Source organism: Pseudomonas sp. LBUM1653, assembly GCF_059716115.1.
In genome coordinates, this window is record NZ_CP166803.1 from 3,323,121 (window position 1) to 3,341,185 (window position 18,065).

Consider the following 18,065-nt stretch of genomic DNA (forward strand, 5'->3'; position numbering starts at 1 on the left):
TGAGTAATTGATTACCGGTCAAAACTGATCAGCCAGCAGTTATCCCAACGACAAAAAAATGAGGAAATGACGATGGTATTGCCTCGCGCAGTAGTATTTGGCGAAGCCCTGACCGACCTTGTCCAAGGCACTCCTGGACAGTGGAAGGGCTACCCGGGCGGTGCTCCTTGGAATGTTGCACGAGCGCTAAGTCGCTTGGGTGTTAGCTGCGCTTTTGCTGGGGCGGTGAGCATAGATTCAATGGGTGACGAGATAGCCTCGCAGTCAAAAGCCGCCGGGCTGGATATGAACTTTATCCAACGGGTAGATCGAGACCCTTTGGTCGCCATCGTTCCATCGAGCCGTCCTCCAAGATACTTTTTTGCTGGAGATGCCGATCTTTTTTTTGATCCAGATCAGATGCCCGAAGGATGGGTCACCCAAGCAGAGCTGTGTCATTTCAGCTGCATCAGTTTGGCTCGACAACCACTCGCAGACAGGCTGGTTAAAATTGCTCAGGAGGCCAAAGGAGCCGGTAAACGGATTAGCTATGATCCGAATTGGCGCAATTTAATGGATAGCCATTATCGGGAGCAGACCTTCCCTACGATGACCACCCTTGCTGACATGATTAAGCTTTCCGATGAAGACCTTCGGCATATTTATCCAGGGTTGACCGAACACCAGGCAATGGATGAGCTTCGCGCACTTAATTCTCAGGCGCAGATCCTTTTTACCCGAGGGGAACACGGGATGATGCTCCACACCCCGGACAACCAACTCGATCAGCCGGCTATTGCCGTGAAAGTGGTAGACACGGTTGGTGCAGGAGACGCTTGTATGGCTGGTTGGCTGGCGGCGGAGTTGCTGGGGATTGCAGACTTGAGAGAACGCCTGCGATTTTCAGCAGCTTGCGCATCCATATCGTGCCGCTATGCCGGAGCCCATGCTCCTGCGCTAGCTGATGTAGAAGGTTTACTGAAGCTGCAAATACATACCTGACCGTGGTTGCCGGCGCTGCAAGCTGGAAGCCAGGTTCAAGATACACAAATTGCGCCGACTGCTCGACGAAGCGGCACCAGACCACGACCGGAGGTACATCGATACACCTCCGGCAATGAGTTTCTTTGTGTTCAGTGCACTGATAACGAGTACTCGACGAAGGGACTTACAACGAAGAACAGTCGATATACGGACACGCCGGTGAGTCAATGAAGTGGGGGGGACTTGGTATCCACATAATAACTTCGTTTGGTCACGGATAAGTAGTAGCTAAATTTTGAAGTTGTGCGGTGAGCTCCAATTAATGCCATTGACGCTTTATTTCCTGCCACTGCTCGTCTGACAGCCACTTATCTGCCACCGGAAAGAAAATATTCTCCTCAGAGTCCATATGATCGAAATATTTTTTGATGAAGTCATCGATAGTGTCAGCAATTACTCTCGTTTCCTGAGTTGTGTCCTCCAACATCTTCAATTGTCCAGCAATGCGCCCAAATGCTTGATGATCTCGCTCGATATCCTTGACCCGTTGGTGGATCGGTGCCTCAGTCGCTAGCAATGCCAGCCGAATAAGCTCTTCATTTTCATGGTGGTGTCGTTCTGCATCACCATGCATGGCTTCCAGCATCTTGAACAACAGCTTGCAGTTTTCAGCACCATCGGATTCATGCCTCATCTTCCTCAGCAACTCTTTGATCTGAGTGATTTTTATAGCCACCTCATGATGATAGGCCTGAAGCTCTTTCAACAAGACGTTCATATCAAAACCTCGTCACGACACCAACCCATCACAGGGAAATATTGGTTAATCAACAATCTCCAAGGCAACCCATACCTTTAAATTTTCAAGTTTATCAATGCCTTGCCAAGCGAGCTTACCAGCATGATTTACATTTTCAGTATAGGCGAGCACAGAGCTCACCCCCGAAAATTTGCCGTCCTTTGAAGAAAAATATCAAGTGAATTTTCATATTCACCATTCGTGAATTCGCTCAGGGGTTGTGGAAAAGGGGACAGATTTATTATCCCCTCCCAAAAGACCGTTTTTGGCCGTTTTCAGCCTGTCGCCACCAGCAGCAATAGGTATCTGTCCAGCGAGACAAATCGCCAACCTACACTCCTGGCCCCGGCCTTTGTGCGGGGCTGAGCGGGTAGAAAACGCGGTTTTCGCGTCCCAAAGAATGGATCTCTACAAATGAACGACCACACTGAACTTTCTCTTCGTTTAATCCCCGCGCAAGATGGCACCTTTTAAACACCGCTATATTGATACACCGTCGCACTCCAATACTGGCTGCCGTTACGTTTTTGGCGAACCCATCCATCTGCTACCAGTTGTTTGGCGATCATTCGATTCATAAAGCCATGACCGAGCAGCAGAACCGGTCCTTCGCTGGCAAGGGACTGAAGTCGTCGAGCTGCCGTGCTGGCGCGCATCCTCGCAGTGCCGGCGGATTCGACGCTGCGTGAGTAACCGCACAACCATAAGGCTCGAAGGATAAAAGCCCAGGTAAACGGCGATAGCCGTGGCAGCTTCCAGTGACCATAAGGCAGTTGCGCTTCACAGAAAAGCGCGTCGACGAGGGCGGGCTTCAGGCCAAGAGCCTGGACGGAGGTGAGCGCACGAGGCGCGCTGCTTGAGACGATCACCGTGGCGGTTGCGGCGAGCTGCATGCTGACATCCGGGACGGGTTGGTTGGTTATTTCGGACCGGTTGTAGTGCTCGATCCAGTCTTTCATTTCGAGCGCTGACATTTTGTCGGTTGTGACCAGCTTTGGCTGGCCGTGACGCATCAGGATTATTTCCCTACTCACAGTATGTTTACGTCCTTGTTCAGGTGTGCGGTCAATGTGGAAGGAGTGCGGTTCCGGCAACTTAAGGTTTGACTCTCAAACCAATCGTGATCGCGGTACCACGCCACGGTGTCGGCGATTGTCAGCTCTAGCGACCGGAAACTCAGGCCAAGCTCTTGTTCACTCTTGCTGTGGTTGAAACAGGTGCGGTCCTTCTCTCGTACCAACAGGCGCAACGTGGCCATGCTCAGCAGAATGGGCTTGCCGGAAATACGCGCATAGATCTCCTGCACAGCCGCCAAGGTGTATAGAAAAGGGAGCGGTAGTTGTCGAACGGGGGTCCTGACGCCCGCTATACGTCCAAGAATAGGCACCAGCTCACGCATTGTCATATGCCGGCCCGCCGCGAGATAGCGCTCACCTCGCCGCCCATGTTTGGCTGCGGCAATCTGCGCCAATGCCACATCGCGGGCATCGACAACGGAGAAGCTACCGGGGATCAGTCCGGGCAGTTTGCCGTGCACGACATCGTTAACCAACTGTCCCGAGGAGGTCGGGCCAATGTCGGCAGGGCCCCACATCCAGCCAGGCAGAACCATGCAGGCATGCATCTCGGGATGGACCTCCAGGAACGACAAGACGACACAGTCGGCGAGAATCTTGCTACGGTAGTAGTCATCCGCATCGGCGTCGGCCCGCAGACATGTCTCATCGATGGACGTGCCAGGTGCGCCGTCGAGCACGGCAATGGAAGACGTATGGATGAACCGTCGTATACCGGCGCGGTAGGCCTTGTTTAGCAGGCGCCGCGTACCAGACACATTTATCTTTTCGAGTTCCTTCCAGTGGCTGCCGCCCTTGTAGTTGTCGCGAAAGAACGCCGCGGTATGAAACACCGTATCGCAGCCTTGCAGCGACGCTGCAAATGCGTCGACATCGGCCATGTCCCCAACGACCAGTTCCACACCCGGCACATTGTTGAACTGCTGTTCACCTTTGGCTCTTGAACGGACCAGGGCTTTGACCACGCAGCCACGAGCGACCAGTTCACGCACCAGGTTGTTGCCCAACAAACCGGTCGCGCCAGTAACGAATACACTGTGCATGGCTCAACCCTCAGCCGGATAGGCTAACGGCATCAACACCGCACTGTCGAAGAAGGCCTCTTCACGGATGGCCAGCCCGTCTCTGAAGGTGAAGTGTGCAGCGTAGTACGCGGTAATATGGCGTCCATGAGGTGGAATCACCCGGCCGGGCAGCACCAAGGGTGCGGCGAATGTGCCGGTCAGGAAGGCAGTCAGCGCCAAACGATCGTTACCGATGGCGAATGGGCTGAAGATCACTTGGGCATCGGGGAGCGCTTCGAACAATGCGGTCTCTCGTTTGCGCATGGCTTCGCGACCGGTTTGTATCCCCGTGCCATCGAGGTAGATGAAGTCTTCGCAAACCAGCGCAAGCATCGCCTCCACATCACGGCGATTGAAGGCACTGGCGGCGCGTTCCGCATAGTCGTTGGGGCCAGTAGTCATACAGTCCATTCCATTCTTTTCGAGGGCCTGTAGATATACCTTTGAGGCCTCTCCCGAAAAACAGCGACTCCTGCATAATGGCTTTGCACATATGCAGATCAGGGAGGATATGACGCATGGCGTTGCAGGCAAATTGGGACGATCTTCGTCTGCTGTTGGCAGTCTCGCGGCGTGGCAGCTTTCTGCAAGCTGGCCAATTGCTGGGTATCGCGGCGTCTACCGTGTCCCGCCGGCTGACCCAACTTGAGGTTGCCTTGGGCGAGCCACTCGTCGAGCGGGGCGTTGAAGGATGCTGGTTGACCTCGCGGGGCCAATCCCTCGTGGAAGTTGCCCTGGCGGCGGAAGCAGGCTTGAGGCGTCAAACCGTTGCCGGCATGTCCGGGCTACACACAGAGCTATTTGGCAGTGTCCTGGTCAGTGCAGGAGAGGGATTCTCGTCTTGCGTGCTGGAGGCTGCGAGTCGCTTCACCTCTCTTCACCCGCGTTGCTCGGTGGAGTTACTGGTAACAGCCGACTTTCACAAGATCGTCCGCGGCGTGGCAGACATTGCTGTACGCACAGCTCATCTGGGCGAGCCGTCGCTGATTTATCGACCAATAGGCAGGCTCGCTTACGGTGTCTTCGCCGATGCAGGTTATCTGAAGCGGTATCCAGGGGTGACTCCAGCCACTGCGGTCAATATTGCCTTGCTTCCTCCGCTGGACATGTTGCCGCAAATGCGTGCGGCAAGGGCCGCGGGTGTGGAACGCGCGCAGATCAGCGTGAACTCGTTCGCGGTTCAGCTCGAATCGGTGAGGCGAGGAATGGGTGTGGCAGTACTGCCCCGTATTCTGGCAAAGGACCTGATCGAGTTGTTCCCGGATCTCCAACTTCCAGATATGGAAGTCTATCTGGTGACCCGGCCTCAGGCATTGAAACAGGCTCACATTAAATGTTTTTTTGCCCTCCTGGAGCAGGTGCTGCTCGAAGCCCTTTCGATAGAAAATGTGGAAGGTTACCTCTTGGGGGGCGAGCTGAAATGGGTGCATGGGGGCGCTAGCCAAAATAATTGAGATTGGTTCAGTCATGGCATCAGCTCACGAAGTTAGCAATGAAACCATGACCGGCAGAGATCGACCCAAAACAGGGCATCCACGAAATTGCTGACCTGGCCATCACACGATCCTGGCGCCGGTGCCTGGTTCAGTATCAGCTCGATCCTGCCAGTCGCCGCGCACCTTAGGGATCAGCCGCAATACGCTCTATCGAAAACTGCGTCATCACGGTATTTCACGACCCGGTTGAATGCAGAATGACATAGTCGTGTTTCCTTCCGCGGTGGACTTGGACTGAGGCAATAGATGTCGAGCAGGAGAGGGCGCTAGAAACCATGTGTTTGAGCACGACACGATGCCAGCTCCGTATGATACATATGGCCAGCGGCGCAGGGCCGACTTACGAAAATGTCCGCTTTATTTTGACTTCCTGCTTTCTCGTTTTTTGTCCAGGTTATTGCAAACTGGCTGGAGCCTGAAGAAACGGGCTTATATCTGCGTGTGAAGTAGCCAGGGTTTCGGATTTTGTCTTGAATTTTGTCGCTTTATAGGAAAAGTCTTCCTTTGGCACCATCCAGGGCCAGCATGAACGCTGTAAGCAGGGTGGTTCAAGGGTTGCGGGGATGTAGGGGGCGGTAGTGTCCGAAAATCGCGACGATGACAACAATGCTGGAGGCCCCGAAAGCAGGAGCTATCAGAACTAATAAGTAAAATTTTAGCTAGGAAGAAAAGCAATATAATTCAATGACATCCTACAGCCTGATTGTCGATTTTTCGAATAATTAGTTCGTGACATTGCGCATCTCCAAGGGGGGCGCTTTTGTCTATAACTAAAGTTTCAGAAATGTTCAATTGAAGAAGGAATACTTTGACACTTTCTAATTATAAATTATCCTAAACTACTTTATATATTCCTCTCTCAATGATGGAGGTCAGGGTCGAAAGGTCTGCGGAGCAGATCGTGGACAAGGGCTTACACGGTGGAACGTCCATTGCGATTCGCATCGATAATGGGGCGAAGCCCGAGTCTTGCTTCATAAGTGAAGTAAATTCGATCTAGCAGGCCTAGATTTGTCATCACTCTAAGTATGGAACTCACGCTTTCCAATGACTCGCTTAGTCGGTAAATTGCTTGCTCTAATGTATTTTTAGATAAACTCGAACTCACTAGGCGCGTAGATTTATGCAGCCCCGCGCAAATATATATAGAGTCGGATGCATCGCCTTCAGAATACACGCTGGTAAGTGACGAGTCATGATCGATGGGTGGCGGAAATCTATTAAAAGGACTATATGTTTGTGCAATTACACGAGTTGGCTCATATGGATTTATCCCGCCATCCTCAATAAGATGAAAGTCTTTATGCTTCCATGAGATCTGCCCTTTTTCCGGTCTTGATTTAGGCTTTCGGAATGTATTTGCAAGGAAACTGAGAATCTCAGATTTTCCGGACCCATTTGGGCCTGTTAGTAGGTCAACACGATTGCTTCTTTGATCTGAACTCTCGTCCAGTTCCAGCCAAACTCGCTCCGTCCTAACGCCAAGAATTTCCAACGATGATGCTCCCTGCGCATGGCTGTATTCGCCATATTGAATTTGTAGCAGAGCCCGAAAAGGGCCAAATCTCGTGTCTTCTCTGCGAGCTGGAGTCTGATCCGGATGGCCCAGATATCTCTGACTCGGAGCGGGGCTTTCTGCCCGACAAGCTTTCCCTTGTTCCAAGGCTGATGGCGGGATCTGGTAGTGGTATTCATGGCGTGTCCTCCATGTTGATGGAGGACAAGGGTGGATCAGTCAGAACGAGTGGTGGTCGCTGTTCGACCCACAGCTGACGGTGACGACAGACAGAAATCGGCTAAAAGAGGTCGCTGCAAATGAGCGAATCGCCCTGGCGTTTTTCCAGGACTGCCTCATGCAGCCAATTCAGTCAGGTATCGGGAAGGCCGAGACAGGCTCGAAAACAAGGTGGACCGTGCGCATCTTCAAAGAAGCTGACTTGTGAATCGATGTTTTTAGACGTTCAAATCGGCACCGCTAAAACCGTTGCGCTGATAAAAGCGCTCCAGCTCACGGGCTTCCGGCTCCCTGCCGGTGAAAATCTTCAGGTACTCGGGGATGTAGCGCATGCGCTGGGCCAGGGGCTCCCGGGTTTTCATGCTGATGTAGCCGATTTGCGTGAGGTAGATCGAACGGGCGCGGGTAGTCGCAGCATCGTGTTCAAAGCCGAAACGGTCGAACATCTGCCGCAATGCCTCGACGCGCTGCGCGTCAGCCTGGCCGATTTCCTGCGCCACTTCCGGTGATTGCAGCGCCCAACTGCGCATGGCGAACTCGAACTGCGAGTCGAACAATTCGCTGTTCAGCCAGCAGTCGAAGACGTTGAGAATCGCCTCAGTGATGGACTCGGCATAGGCCTGGGATTTGGTCACCAGGTTGAAGGTGTTCTTGTTTTTCCATTGCTCGATCAAGGCTACGAGCAAGGCATCACGGTCTTCGAAAAACCAGTAGAAGCTGGTGCGCGACAAATTCAGTTTTTTCGCCAGCGGCATCACTCGCACGGCATCGACGCCTGACTCAGTCAGACTTTCGTAGGCCGCATTAAGCCAGCCTTCCAGTGAGCCTCGGCCTGCCGGTTCCGCCGTTGAGCTGGTTGCTTTCATGGGCATTTCTTCCCTGTTTAAATTTGCTTTTCGTGGCCAACTGTACACCAGTGTCAAGAGTATTGACACCTGTGTACACAGGGGCATATTGTCGGCGTGCCTGATGACCTGTTTGCGAGACCGATATGAAAAACGATCCGCTACTTCAGCCTTATCGCCTCAAGCATTTGACCCTGCGCAACCGCATCATAACCACCTCCCACGAACCGGCTTACCCGGAAGACGGGATGCCGAAAAAGCTCTACCGGGCCTACCACGTTGAACGTGCCAAAGCCGGTGTAGCCATGACCATGACCGCAGGCTCCGCCGCGATCTCCCGTGACAGTCCGCCCGTGTTCAACAACATTCTGGCCTACAAGGACGAAGTGGTCGGCTGGATGAAAGACCTGACCGACGAGTGCCACGAACATGGTGCGGCGGTGATGATCCAGCTCACTCACCTGGGCCGGCGTACCCGCTGGGACAAAGGCGACTGGCTACCGGTGGTGTCGCCCTCCCACAATCAAGAACCCGCACACCGCGCCTTCCCCAAGCAGCTCGAACAATGGGACATCGACCGCATCATTCGCGACTACGCCGATGCCGCCGAACGCATGAAAGCCGCCGGCCTGGACGGCATCGAGCTGCAAGCCTACGGCCACTTGATGGACCAGTTCTGGTCGCCACTGACCAACGAACTGGAAGGGCCGTACGGCGGCTCGCTGCAAAACCGCCTGCGCTTTACCTTCGATGTGCTCACGGCCATTCGCAAACGCGTGGGCCCGGAATTTATCGTCGGCATTCGCTACACCGGGGACGAAGTCCTCGCCGGCGGCCTGCAAAAAGAGGAGGGCTTGCAGATCTCCCAACTGTTGAAAGACAGTGGCATGATCGACTTCCTCAATGTGATTCGCGGCAACATCGCCACCGACGCCGGGCTGACCGACATCATCCCGATCCAGGGCATGCGCAATGCGCCGCACCTGGACTTTGCCGGCGAAATCAAGGCGCTGACCGGCTTCCCGACCTTCCATGCAGCGAAAATTCCCGACGTGGCCACGGCGCGCCATGCCATTGCCTCGGGGTTGGTGGACATGGTCGGCATGACCCGCGCGCACATGACCGACCCGCACATCGTGCGCAAGATCATCGAAGGCCGTGAAGACGATATCCGCCCTTGCGTGGGCGCCAACTATTGCCTGGACCGCATTTACAACGCTGGCGCTGCCTACTGCATCCACAACGCCGCGACCGGGCGTGAAACCACCATGCCTCATGAAATACCCAAGGCTGCGCAGAAGCGCAAAGTGCTGATTGTCGGCGCCGGCCCTGGTGGCCTTGAAGCGGCACGGGTGGCAGGAGAGCGCGGCCACGAGGTGGTGGTGTATGAGCTGGCGGACAAACCCGGCGGACAGATTCGCCTGACCGCGCAGTCCGAGCGGCGCAAAGAAATGATCAGCATCATCGATTGGCGCATGGCGCAATGCGAGCGCCTTGGCGTGACGTTTCACTTCAACACCTGGGCAGACACCGCGATTGTTCTCGATGAAAATGCCGACGTGGTGATCGTGGCGACCGGGGGCATGCCGCACACCGAAGTGCTGGAACACGGCAATCAATTCCTGGTTTCAAGCTGGGACATTATTTCCGGCGACGTGAAGCCTGGGCGCAATGTGCTGGTGTACGACGATGCGGGCGACCACGCCGGCCTGCAAGCCGCCGAATTCATCGCCCGCAGTGGCGCCAAGACTGAAATCATGACCCCCGACCGCTCGTTCGCGCCCGAAGTCATGGGCATGAACCTGGTTCCCTACATGCGCACGTTGCAGCAACTGGACACCACCTTTACCGTCACCTACCGGCTCAAGGTTGTGGAGAAACAAGGCGACCAATTGCTGGCTACGATCGGCACCGATTACAGTGACCTGACTAAAACACGCCGGGTGGATCAGGTGGTGGTTAACCACGGCACCCGGCCGCTGGACGAGCTGTATTTCGCACTCAAACCCTTGGCCAGCAACGAAGGCGCCTTGGAGTACATGGACCTGATTGTCGGCAAGCCGCAAACCGTTACAAGCAACCCCGAAGGGCGCTTCCAGTTGTTCCGCATTGGTGATGCCGTGGCGTCGCGCAATACCCATGCGGCCATCTACGATGCCCTGCGGCTGGTCAAGGACCTCTAGCTGCCGTGTGTCGCCCACAACAATAAAGACAGCCGTCACCTGATTTAGAAGCCTTAAGTTACTGCCCCGACAGTTGGTCTGATTGAATTTGATGAACATCAAGCTCTTCCCAGCGGAGGTTGTTGCATGCATACGGGTTCTGATTCCATTGAGCTGCTCACTGCGTTAACCGAACGCGACCTGCGCTTTCGCAGCGATGCCAAGGTCACTGAACATGCCCTGGCGCCGGTCGACACGGCGTTACTCGATGCGTATACCGCCATCGACCGCAAAGCCCTGCGTCATTACCGCCTGGAGCGCATTCGCGAGCAACTGCGCGCCCAGGATTACGCCGGCATTCTGTTGGCCGATCCGATCAATATTCGCTATGCCACCGACACCAATAACCTCGGTTTGTGGGTGATGCACTCGCCCAGCCGCTATGTGTTTGTGGCCACCGACGGCCCGGTGGTGCTGTTCGAGTTCAACAGCAGCCGGCACAACAGCGAGCACGTGGAAACCATCGATGAAATTCGCCCGGCGATTCCCTGGCTGTATTTTCTTGCCGGCCCCCGCGTGCAGGAAAAAGCCGAGCGCTGGGCCCAGGAAGTGGCGGACCTGATGGCCCGCCACGGTGGCGGCAATCGCCGCTTGGCGGTGGACCGTTGTGACCCTTGGGGCGCGCAGCGCCTGATGCATAAGGGCATTGAGCTGTTCGATGCGCAGCCGTTGATGGAGCAGGCACGCTTGATCAAATCGGCTGAAGAGGTCGCCAGCCACCGGGTGTCCATGGGCGTGTGCGACCTGGCGATTGCCCGGATGCGCACAAGCCTGGTGCCGGGGGTCACTGAAAACCAGCTGTGGAGCATCATGCACGGGACTAATGTCGCGCACGGCGGGGAATGGGCCGAAAGCCGCTTGCTGAGTTCCGGGCCGCGAACCAACCCGTGGTTCCAGGACGCCACCGACAAGGTCATCAAGGCAGGTGAGATGGTCTGTTTTGACACCGACATGGTCGGGCCCGGTGGTTACCTTTCGGACATCTCTCGCAGCTTCGTCTGCCCCGGCAAGGCGCCGACAACGGCCCAGCGCGACTTGCTGGAAATCGCCTCGCAGCAGATCAACCACAACGTAGAACTGCTGCGCCCGGGCCTGTCCTTTCGCGAGTTTGCCGAACACTGTTGGCCTGTGCCTAAGCGCTTTGAGCACAATCGCTACATGATGATGCTGCACGGCGTCGGCCTGGTGGACGAGTACCCCAGCGTCGCCAACACCGTGGATTTCGCCGAGTGGGGTTACGACGGCCTGTTCGAGGAAAACATGGTGGTGTCGGTGGAAAGTTACATCGGTGAACAAGGCGGTGGGGAAGGGGTGAAGCTCGAAGAACAGGTGCTGATCAGCGCCAACGGGCCGATAAAACTTTCGCGCACGCCCTTAGTCGACGGCGATCGATAGCTGGAGCAAAACCATGAGCAGTATGACCGTGATCGAAACCGCGCCCTCCTTGGCGCCGCGCCCAGTGGCCAGCGCCGAACCGTTCTTGCGCCTGGAGGGAGTTCATAAACAGTTTGGCCCCTATCCCGTCCTGCACGACGTGTGTTTTGAAATGAGCAAGGGCGAGGTGGTGGCCATTATTGGGCCTAGTGGTTCGGGCAAGAGTACCTTGCTGCGCTGTATCAATCAGTTGGAGCCGCCGACCCAGGGCCGGGTCAGTATGGATGGCGTGCACATCGAAGCAGGCAAGACGTTACCCCGTACAGAGCTGCTCAAGCTGCGCCGGCGCATTGGCATGGTGTTCCAGTCGTTTAATCTTTTTCCGCACCTGACGGTACTGCGCAATGTCAGCCTGGCGCAAATCCGTACCTTGGGCCGCAGCGCCAAAGAGGCCGACGCCCGCTCCATGCAACTGCTCGAACGCGTGGGGTTGGCCGACAAGGCCCAGCATTATCCGGCGCGCTGCTCCGGTGGCCAGCAACAACGGATCGCCATCGCCCGCGCCCTGGCATTGGACCCTGAATTGATGCTGTTCGATGAGCCGACCTCGGCGCTGGACCCCGAGCTGGGCCTGGAGGTGCTGGCGGTGATGAAAGAGCTCGCCTGCGAAGGAATGTCGATGATCGTCGTGACCCACGAAATGCACTTCGCCGAAACCGTGTCCGACCGCGTGGTGGTGATGGCCGAGGGGCGAATCATCGAGCAGGGGCCGAGCCAGCAAGTGATGCGCCAGCCCGAGCATGAACGGGTGATCCAGTTCCTCCAGGCCGTGAGGAATCGCTGATGCAAGACATCCTGATGATGCTGTTGAACGGTGTGCCGTGGACCATTGCTGTCACCGTGCTCGCCTTCTGCGTCGGCGTGGTGCTGGGGTTTCCGATCTGTGCCCTGCGCCTGTCCAGGGTCAAGCCCCTGCGTTTTCTGGCGGCCATGCTGGTGCTGACCCTGCGCTCCATTCCGCCGATTGTCTGGCTGTTTTTCATCTTCTTTGGCATCGGTGGCGGCTATATCAGCCTGTCGCCGTTTACCGCGGCAGTGGTCGGCCTGGGGCTGATTACGGCGGCGCACATGTCCGAGGTGTACCGCGGTGCTTTCGCGGCGATTCCCACCGGGCAATTCGAAGCCGCCTATGTGCTTAACCTGTCGGCATCGCAACGGTTTTTCGATGTGGTGTTACCGCAGTTGGTGCGCATCGCCATTCCCACCTCGGCCACCTACGCCATTGGCCTGCTCAAGGATTCGGCCGTGGCCTCGACCATTGGCGTCGGCGATATCAGCTTCCAGGCCTATCAAGTTTCACAACAAACCTTTCAGGGCCTGAGCGTCTACAGCGCGGCGGCGGTGGTTTACCTGGTGCTCAGCGTGCCGGTGGCCTTGTTCTCCCGTTGGCTCTCGGCCACGTTGAAACAGAGGATTGCCCGATGAGCGAACTGCTGACGATGTGGGCCCAATGGCTGCCGGAGTTGTGGAAGGGCTTTGTGTTGTCGATGCAGGTCACGGCGGTGAGCCTGGGCCTGGGTATTGTACTGGGGCTGGTGCTGGCACTCGGTGTCTCGGCCCCGCGCCGCTGGTTGCGTTACCCGTCTTTGGTCATCGTGGAGCTTGGGCGCGGTGCGCCGGCGTTGATCCTGCTGCAGTATTTTTACTTTGGCCTGCCCAGCGTCAACCTGACCTTGACCTCGTTCTGGGCTGCCGCGCTGGCCATGGCGTACTGCACGGCGGCCTACACCAGTGAAATCATACGCGGTGGCATCGAGGCGGTGGCCCCAGGGCAAACCGAGGCCGCTGAGGTGATCGGCCTCAACCGGTTCGACGCCCTGCGCTTTGTGATCCTGCCTCAGGCCTTGCGGGTAGCGCTGCCGTCGCTGCTGGGGTTCTCGATCATGATGTTCCAGGCCTCGTCGCTGTGTTTCACCATCGCCCTGCCAGAAATTGTCAGCCGGGCGTCCTCCATAGGTTCCTCCACTTTTGAGTACATGCCGGTGCTGATCCTGGCCGGTTTGATGTATGCCGCTGTCTGTGCTCCGGCGACCCTGGGCGTGGCAGCGCTGGAAAAAAGACTGGCACCCAGCCAGCCATAACAACAAATGCCACTCACGCCGTTTTCGGCTGCTGCTCTTTTATTGCAAAGGTGACGTCATGACTCGCTCATTTAAACATTTTACCCGTTGGATGTTCTTGTGTTCGACCCTGGCCGGCGCGCCGTACGCCCTGGCCGAATGCACCCCGGCGAACCAGTTTGAAACCATTACGCCAGGTGTGCTGACCGTGGCGGCGTATGTCTTCCCGCCTTACTCGATACCGGGGCCGAACAACCAGTTGAGCGGCGTGGATGGCGAGATCATCAAGCGCATCGCCGAGCGCGAATGCCTGAAGGTTAAGACCATGGTGGTGGACACCGCAGCTGTGGTGCAGGCGGTGGTGGCAAAGCGCGCCGATGTCGGCATCGGTGACTGGTACCGCACGGCAGAGCGCAGCAAGGCGTTGGGGTTGTCGGCACCGTTGTACCTGGACGTGATGGGCATTATTTCGGATGAGGGTTACACGAAGATTTCCGAACTGGACGGCAAGCGCATCGGCACCGTGCAGGGCTACCTGTGGGTGGACGATTTGAAGAAGGCCTTTGGCGATAATCTGGTGCTCTACCCGAACCCGGTGGCCATGGCCCAGGACCTGGCGTCCAAGCGCATCCAGGTCGGCGCGGACAGCTTCGCGGTGGGGGTTTCTTCGCAGCAGAAGGGCGCGTACCCCGGCAAGAGCATCAAGGTGTCCGAGCCCGATCAACGGGTCAAGGCCACGCTTGAGCCTGGGCAGAGCGCCTTCCCGTACACCAAGTCCAACGCAGCCTTGGGCGAGGCGCTGGGCAAGAACATCCAGGCCTTGCATGCCTCGGGCGAAATCGCTGAAATCCTCGCCTCGTTTGGCCTGGACCGCGAGGCTGCGCAGGTGGGTGAGCCGAGGATGATTCAGTAAAGATAATCAACTGAGCGACACAAATCTTGCAGGAGCGGCTAGCGCCGCTCCTGCAGGTTCTCAAGCTGCGGCACACCTACAATCCGAGAACACTGAAGCCACCATGGACGACGACAAACCCGACAAGCGCCTGTCTCTGACCGATGCCACCACCTTCGCACAACAGCTCTGCCTGGCCCACGGCACCAGCTACGCCGTGGCCTCTGCGCTTGCCAACGCCACGGTATCAGCCCAGGCCCATGGCCAACACGAAGTCGGTTTCGGCCATTTGCCTGACTACCTCAGCGGCTTTGCCACCGGCCGAATCGCCATGGCTGCCGAGCCCATCGTGACCCAGGTCGCGCCGGCCATGATCCGCTGCGACGCGGCCCAAGGCATCGCGCAACTGGGGTTCGATCGCGCTTTCCCAGTGCTGTGCAGCAATGCGCATCAACTGGGTATCGCCCTGTTTGCGCAGTTCAACGCTTTCACCTGTGGCGAGTTGGGCTATTACACCCGTCGCCTGGCGCGCGAGGGGCTGGTCGCGTTGGCGTTCACCAATGGCTCACCGCTGCTCACCGTGGCGGGCCAGAGCCGGCCGCTGTACTCCACCAACCCCATCGCATTTGCCGCCGCCAGTGCTGCGGGTCGTTTACTGGCGATTGACCAAGCCAGCAGCGCCACGGCCTACGTCAACCTGCTTCGGGCCGCTGAAGCGGGGGAGGCGATACCGCCAGGTTGGGCGGTCGATGCACAGGGCAATGAAACGCGTAGCGCGCGGGAGGCATTGCACGGGACGTTGATGGCATTCGGGGGCGGCCGCGGCGCCAACATTGCGTTGATGGTCGAGGTGCTCGCGGCGGGTTTGACGGGGGCCAATTGGTCGTTGGATGCAGCAGATTTCCGTTCCGGCAGCGAATCCCCAGGGGCTGGCATGCTGGTGATTGGCATTGCTCCCAGGTTGCTGGACGAGTGCTTTGCCTCACGGCTGGGCGAGCAGATGACGCGGCTTGAAGCCTTGGGCGTTTACCTGCCGGGCAAGGCCAAAGAGAAAGCCTATGCCCGTGCGGTCTGCGAGGGCATCAGCCTGCCGTTATCGGCGTACGACGCGTTTAAGGCGCAGGTGGAATAGTCAAACCCTTCGCCATCGCTGGCCGCGCCAGAAAACGCGGGCGGTGGTTACCTGTCGCGAAAGGCAACTATTGGCCGATTTCTGCCTGTCGCGACCGGCAGAAAGCGACCCATAGCCGCCGCAGTGAACTGGCCTAATGTTTTTGGACACTTCAATCGGGCGCTATGATGGCGCCCAAATCTGAGGTGTTTGGATATGCGTAAATCTTATTCGAGAGAGTTCAAGCTCAAGGCTGCGAGCATGGTACTGGACGAAGGACAGGCGATTCCCGAAGTCTGTGCCAGTTTGGATATCGGTCCTACGGCCCTGCGCCGCTGGGTCGACCAGGTTCGTAAAGAGCGCTTGGGCTCGACCCCGGTGGGTGCCAAAGCGATTACCGCTGATCAACGTGAGATCCAGCAGCTCAAAGCGTTGCTCAGGCAAAAAGACCTGGATATCGAAATCCTAAAAAAGGCCAGTGCTCTCCTGCTTTTGGACTCCAAAGATCATTCTCGTTGATCAATGAGCTGGACGAGCAGTACGGCGTTAACAATTGCTGTCGGGCGTTTGGAGTCAACCGCAGCAGCTTTTACGCCTGGCGTCAGCGCCAAGGCAAGGTGAAGCCTGAGCGGGAGAAACTTAAAGCCGTGCTGGTCGAGCATTACAAGGAATCCAGAGCCTCTGCCGGCTCGCGCACCTTGGCCAAGGAGCTGCAAGCAAAGGGGCATCGTGTCGGACGGCATATGGCTCGCAGCTTGATGCGCGAAGCCGGCGTCACCAGTCGTCAACGCCGGCGGCACAAGTACAAATCTTCCGGCGTGGAAGCGCTGGTGGCGCCGCACGTGCTCAAGCGCAAGTTTGATGTTACGGCGATCAACCAAGTGTGGTGTGGCGATGTGACGTACATCAAGGTCGGCAAGCGCTGGATGTATTTCGCGGCGGTGCTGGATCTATTTGCTCGCCGGATCGTGGGCTGGTCGTTTTCAATGATTTTCGATGCCACGCTGACCTGCGAAGCGTTGCGAATGGCGGGTGCAATTGCGAGGTCGTCCAAAAGAAGTGCTGTTTCATTCCGATCAAGGCTGCCAATACACCAGCCACAAATTCAGGAATGAAATGCGCAAGCATGGACTCCTGCAAAGCATGAGTCGCAAAGGTGAGTGCTGGGACAACGCCCCGATGGAGCGTTTCTTTGGGAGCCTGAAATCAGAGTGGGTGCCAGAAGATGGCTACAGCTCGGAGCATGAAGCTCGCGTGGATGTGCAGCGTTATGTGATGCGTTACAACAACGTCAGGCTCCATAGCTACAACGGCTACCGGTCGCCGGTAGCTATGGAAAAACTGGCTGCGTGAAAACCTTAACTGGTGTCCAGAATTACTTGACCAGTTCACAGAGCATCCTAGAGAGTGTTCCTAATGTTCCTGAAAATCAGTCATGCAGTCACCGCTGAAGGAGATATTCGAGTGTCTCTGTTCCGGGGATAACGTAGCCTTCGGCTAGGCGAATTTTATGTGCTGACCGTCCCCCTTCGACTAGTTGATCATCGGATGATCTCAGCGAGCGCTTGGCGCATCGGCTGACCGGAGACTTGGACGAGGCCAGAAAAGGGCGAGTCCAACTCCAGAATCATTGTAATACCTCCCGAAACCGCAACCGAACATAGGCAGAAAACGGCGATCGTCGTGGCATTGCGAGGTGCAAACAAGCCGAAGCTGGCGAAAACCAAGCTAAGCCAAAAGATTAACAGGATCAGGAACGGCATCGGAATGTTGCTGGCACGCTGTTCCGCTAGCAGCCAGCGCGCCTGTAAAACATCGTCTGAAAGTGTAAGCGCCTGCGAGCGCAGCCAGCCCTGTCTCGGATCAGTCGGAACAAGCAATAGAATCGATTCTTGTGTCGCCTCCATCATCCCAACAGTCGCATCGGTTGACTGTAACGGTTCACCCGCGGCCGGGAACAACTCCTGCATTTTCGCCCTCGCGTAGTTGCGAAGCTTTACGCGGGCATCCTCAGCCTCTGGTCCGTAACGTTGCATCACTCGGTTCATGCGGACGATGTCGACGGCAATTCTGGATACTTCACTCGACCGTGTCGAGAACGAACTGTTTGCCGTCGAGATCATCAGGCTGATCACCAAGGCCGAAAGCGTGCCGACAATCGCCGCTGAAACGGAGATCGCATTGCGCGACTCAGTGCTGAGGTGATGCTCGGGCAAAGCCCTTGCAGCAAAGATGCCAACAAGAGCGCTGCCGAAGATAGCGACGAAGGCGATGAGTCCGATAGCTATATGGCTCATGATAGAAAAATGCGCATCGAATCACCCTTGGAATTCCTGCGTCTGATATCGGATGGCAATGCCTTTGAGTT

At 56.7% G+C, this 18,065-nt stretch carries 19 protein-coding genes and 1 pseudogene; 13 read left to right on the plus strand and 7 right to left on the minus strand.

From position 1 onward, the window contains the following. Positions 1–72 precede the first annotated feature (72 nt). A complete protein-coding gene (locus ACA054_RS14935) occupies positions 73–981 on the plus strand; it encodes a carbohydrate kinase family protein (protein WP_497690084.1) in 909 nt (302 codons plus the stop codon). A 301-nt stretch (positions 982–1,282) separates the two neighbouring features. Here ACA054_RS14935 and ACA054_RS14940 read toward each other — a convergent pair whose 3' ends face one another. From ACA054_RS14940 to ACA054_RS14955, 4 genes are all read right to left on the minus strand, one after another. Beyond that, positions 1,283–1,741, minus strand: coding sequence for a hemerythrin domain-containing protein (locus ACA054_RS14940; RefSeq protein WP_497690085.1), 459 nt, complete (start codon positions 1,739–1,741; stop codon positions 1,283–1,285). 491 nt (positions 1,742–2,232) lie between these two features. Next, entirely contained in the window at positions 2,233–2,775 is a 543-nt protein-coding gene (locus ACA054_RS14945) for a histidine phosphatase family protein (protein ID WP_497690086.1), read from the minus strand. A gap of 17 nt (positions 2,776–2,792) precedes the next feature. Next, positions 2,793–3,881, minus strand: a complete 1,089-nt coding sequence (locus ACA054_RS14950; protein WP_497690087.1) for an SDR family oxidoreductase — start codon at positions 3,879–3,881, stop codon at positions 2,793–2,795. A 3-nt stretch (positions 3,882–3,884) separates the two neighbouring features. After that, a complete protein-coding gene (locus ACA054_RS14955; protein ID WP_497690088.1) occupies positions 3,885–4,304 on the minus strand; it encodes an ester cyclase in 420 nt (139 codons plus the stop codon). Positions 4,305–4,420: 116 nt separating this feature from the next. On the opposite strand from ACA054_RS14955, the gene ACA054_RS14960 reads away from it, so the two are divergent. Both ACA054_RS14960 and ACA054_RS14965 read left to right on the plus strand, forming a co-directional pair. Continuing rightward, positions 4,421–5,356 (plus strand): LysR family transcriptional regulator, encoded by a 936-nt coding sequence (locus ACA054_RS14960; protein WP_497690089.1) that lies wholly within the window; start codon positions 4,421–4,423, stop codon positions 5,354–5,356. A gap of 121 nt (positions 5,357–5,477) precedes the next feature. Further along, complete coding sequence (locus tag ACA054_RS14965; protein WP_497690090.1) at positions 5,478–5,588, plus strand: helix-turn-helix domain-containing protein; 111 nt, start codon at positions 5,478–5,480, stop codon at positions 5,586–5,588. Between the two features lie 1,355 nt (positions 5,589–6,943). Here ACA054_RS14965 and ACA054_RS14970 read toward each other — a convergent pair. After that, positions 6,944–7,093: pseudogene (locus ACA054_RS14970) on the minus strand (integrase); the annotation flags it as partial. Positions 7,094–7,351: 258 nt separating this feature from the next. Further along, positions 7,352–7,999 (minus strand): TetR/AcrR family transcriptional regulator, encoded by a 648-nt coding sequence (locus ACA054_RS14975; RefSeq protein WP_497690091.1) that lies wholly within the window; start codon positions 7,997–7,999, stop codon positions 7,352–7,354. A 125-nt stretch (positions 8,000–8,124) separates the two neighbouring features. On the opposite strand from ACA054_RS14975, the gene ACA054_RS14980 reads away from it, so the two are divergent. The 10 genes from ACA054_RS14980 (at position 8,125) to ACA054_RS15025 (ending at position 17,050) form a co-directional block, all read left to right on the plus strand. After that, positions 8,125–10,161 carry an oxidoreductase gene (locus ACA054_RS14980; RefSeq protein ID WP_497690092.1) on the plus strand — a complete coding sequence of 679 codons (2,037 nt, stop codon included), beginning with the start codon at positions 8,125–8,127 and terminating at the stop codon, positions 10,159–10,161. A gap of 126 nt (positions 10,162–10,287) precedes the next feature. Next, positions 10,288–11,595 carry a M24 family metallopeptidase gene (locus ACA054_RS14985; protein WP_497690093.1) on the plus strand — a complete coding sequence of 436 codons (1,308 nt, stop codon included), beginning with the start codon at positions 10,288–10,290 and terminating at the stop codon, positions 11,593–11,595. 13 nt (positions 11,596–11,608) lie between these two features. Further along, entirely contained in the window at positions 11,609–12,418 is an 810-nt protein-coding gene (locus ACA054_RS14990; protein ID WP_497690094.1) for an amino acid ABC transporter ATP-binding protein, read from the plus strand. Next, positions 12,418–13,059 (plus strand): amino acid ABC transporter permease, encoded by a 642-nt coding sequence (locus ACA054_RS14995; RefSeq protein WP_020800490.1) that lies wholly within the window; start codon positions 12,418–12,420, stop codon positions 13,057–13,059. Before ACA054_RS14990 ends, ACA054_RS14995 begins: the two co-directional genes overlap by 1 nt. Next, entirely contained in the window at positions 13,056–13,715 is a 660-nt protein-coding gene (locus ACA054_RS15000; RefSeq protein ID WP_497690095.1) for an amino acid ABC transporter permease, read from the plus strand. The genes ACA054_RS14995 and ACA054_RS15000 overlap by 4 nt, the downstream gene beginning before the upstream one ends. A 58-nt stretch (positions 13,716–13,773) precedes the next feature. Continuing rightward, the gene (locus ACA054_RS15005) at positions 13,774–14,607 is read left to right on the plus strand and encodes a substrate-binding periplasmic protein (protein WP_497690096.1); all 834 of its coding nucleotides are present in this window, start codon (positions 13,774–13,776) and stop codon (positions 14,605–14,607) included. Positions 14,608–14,710: 103 nt separating this feature from the next. After that, positions 14,711–15,718 (plus strand): Ldh family oxidoreductase, encoded by a 1,008-nt coding sequence (locus ACA054_RS15010; protein ID WP_497690097.1) that lies wholly within the window; start codon positions 14,711–14,713, stop codon positions 15,716–15,718. Positions 15,719–15,913: 195 nt separating this feature from the next. Then, positions 15,914–16,216: a transposase gene (locus ACA054_RS15015; protein WP_497690098.1), complete on the plus strand. Its 303-nt coding sequence runs from the start codon at positions 15,914–15,916 to the stop codon at positions 16,214–16,216. Next, positions 16,213–16,812 carry an IS3 family transposase gene (locus tag ACA054_RS15020; RefSeq protein WP_497690099.1) on the plus strand — a complete coding sequence of 200 codons (600 nt, stop codon included), beginning with the start codon at positions 16,213–16,215 and terminating at the stop codon, positions 16,810–16,812. Before ACA054_RS15015 ends, ACA054_RS15020 begins: the two co-directional genes overlap by 4 nt. A 1-nt stretch (position 16,813) precedes the next feature. After that, complete coding sequence (locus ACA054_RS15025; RefSeq protein WP_438666194.1) at positions 16,814–17,050, plus strand: integrase core domain-containing protein; 237 nt, start codon at positions 16,814–16,816, stop codon at positions 17,048–17,050. A gap of 188 nt (positions 17,051–17,238) precedes the next feature. Here ACA054_RS15025 and ACA054_RS15030 read toward each other — a convergent pair whose 3' ends face one another. Continuing rightward, positions 17,239–17,994, minus strand: coding sequence for a bestrophin-like domain (locus tag ACA054_RS15030; RefSeq protein WP_497690100.1), 756 nt, complete (start codon positions 17,992–17,994; stop codon positions 17,239–17,241). Between the last annotated feature and the right edge of the window lie 71 nt (positions 17,995–18,065).

Excerpts from the sequence above, each read along its gene's own strand:
- ACA054_RS15015 (WP_497690098.1), top strand. The coding sequence starts at position 15,914 with ATGCGTAAATCTTATTCGAGAGAGTTCAAGCTCAAGGCTGCGAGCATG.
- ACA054_RS14990 (WP_497690094.1), top strand. The coding sequence starts at position 11,609 with ATGAGCAGTATGACCGTGATCGAAACCGCGCCCTCCTTGGCGCCGCGC.
- ACA054_RS15010 (WP_497690097.1), top strand. The coding sequence starts at position 14,711 with ATGGACGACGACAAACCCGACAAGCGCCTGTCTCTGACCGATGCCACC.
- ACA054_RS14945 (WP_497690086.1), bottom strand. The coding sequence starts at position 2,775 with ATGCGTCACGGCCAGCCAAAGCTGGTCACAACCGACAAAATGTCAGCG.
- ACA054_RS14940 (WP_497690085.1), bottom strand. The coding sequence starts at position 1,741 with ATGAACGTCTTGTTGAAAGAGCTTCAGGCCTATCATCATGAGGTGGCT.
- ACA054_RS15030 (WP_497690100.1), bottom strand. The coding sequence starts at position 17,994 with ATGAGCCATATAGCTATCGGACTCATCGCCTTCGTCGCTATCTTCGGC.
- ACA054_RS15005 (WP_497690096.1), top strand. The coding sequence starts at position 13,774 with ATGACTCGCTCATTTAAACATTTTACCCGTTGGATGTTCTTGTGTTCG.
- ACA054_RS14995 (WP_020800490.1), top strand. The coding sequence starts at position 12,418 with ATGCAAGACATCCTGATGATGCTGTTGAACGGTGTGCCGTGGACCATT.
- ACA054_RS14975 (WP_497690091.1), bottom strand. The coding sequence starts at position 7,999 with ATGAAAGCAACCAGCTCAACGGCGGAACCGGCAGGCCGAGGCTCACTG.
- ACA054_RS15000 (WP_497690095.1), top strand. The coding sequence starts at position 13,056 with ATGAGCGAACTGCTGACGATGTGGGCCCAATGGCTGCCGGAGTTGTGG.
- ACA054_RS14950 (WP_497690087.1), bottom strand. The coding sequence starts at position 3,881 with ATGCACAGTGTATTCGTTACTGGCGCGACCGGTTTGTTGGGCAACAAC.
- ACA054_RS14960 (WP_497690089.1), top strand. The coding sequence starts at position 4,421 with ATGGCGTTGCAGGCAAATTGGGACGATCTTCGTCTGCTGTTGGCAGTC.
- ACA054_RS14980 (WP_497690092.1), top strand. The coding sequence starts at position 8,125 with ATGAAAAACGATCCGCTACTTCAGCCTTATCGCCTCAAGCATTTGACC.
- ACA054_RS14985 (WP_497690093.1), top strand. The coding sequence starts at position 10,288 with ATGCATACGGGTTCTGATTCCATTGAGCTGCTCACTGCGTTAACCGAA.
- ACA054_RS14935 (WP_497690084.1), top strand. The coding sequence starts at position 73 with ATGGTATTGCCTCGCGCAGTAGTATTTGGCGAAGCCCTGACCGACCTT.
- ACA054_RS15025 (WP_438666194.1), top strand. The coding sequence starts at position 16,814 with ATGCGCAAGCATGGACTCCTGCAAAGCATGAGTCGCAAAGGTGAGTGC.
- ACA054_RS14955 (WP_497690088.1), bottom strand. The coding sequence starts at position 4,304 with ATGACTACTGGCCCCAACGACTATGCGGAACGCGCCGCCAGTGCCTTC.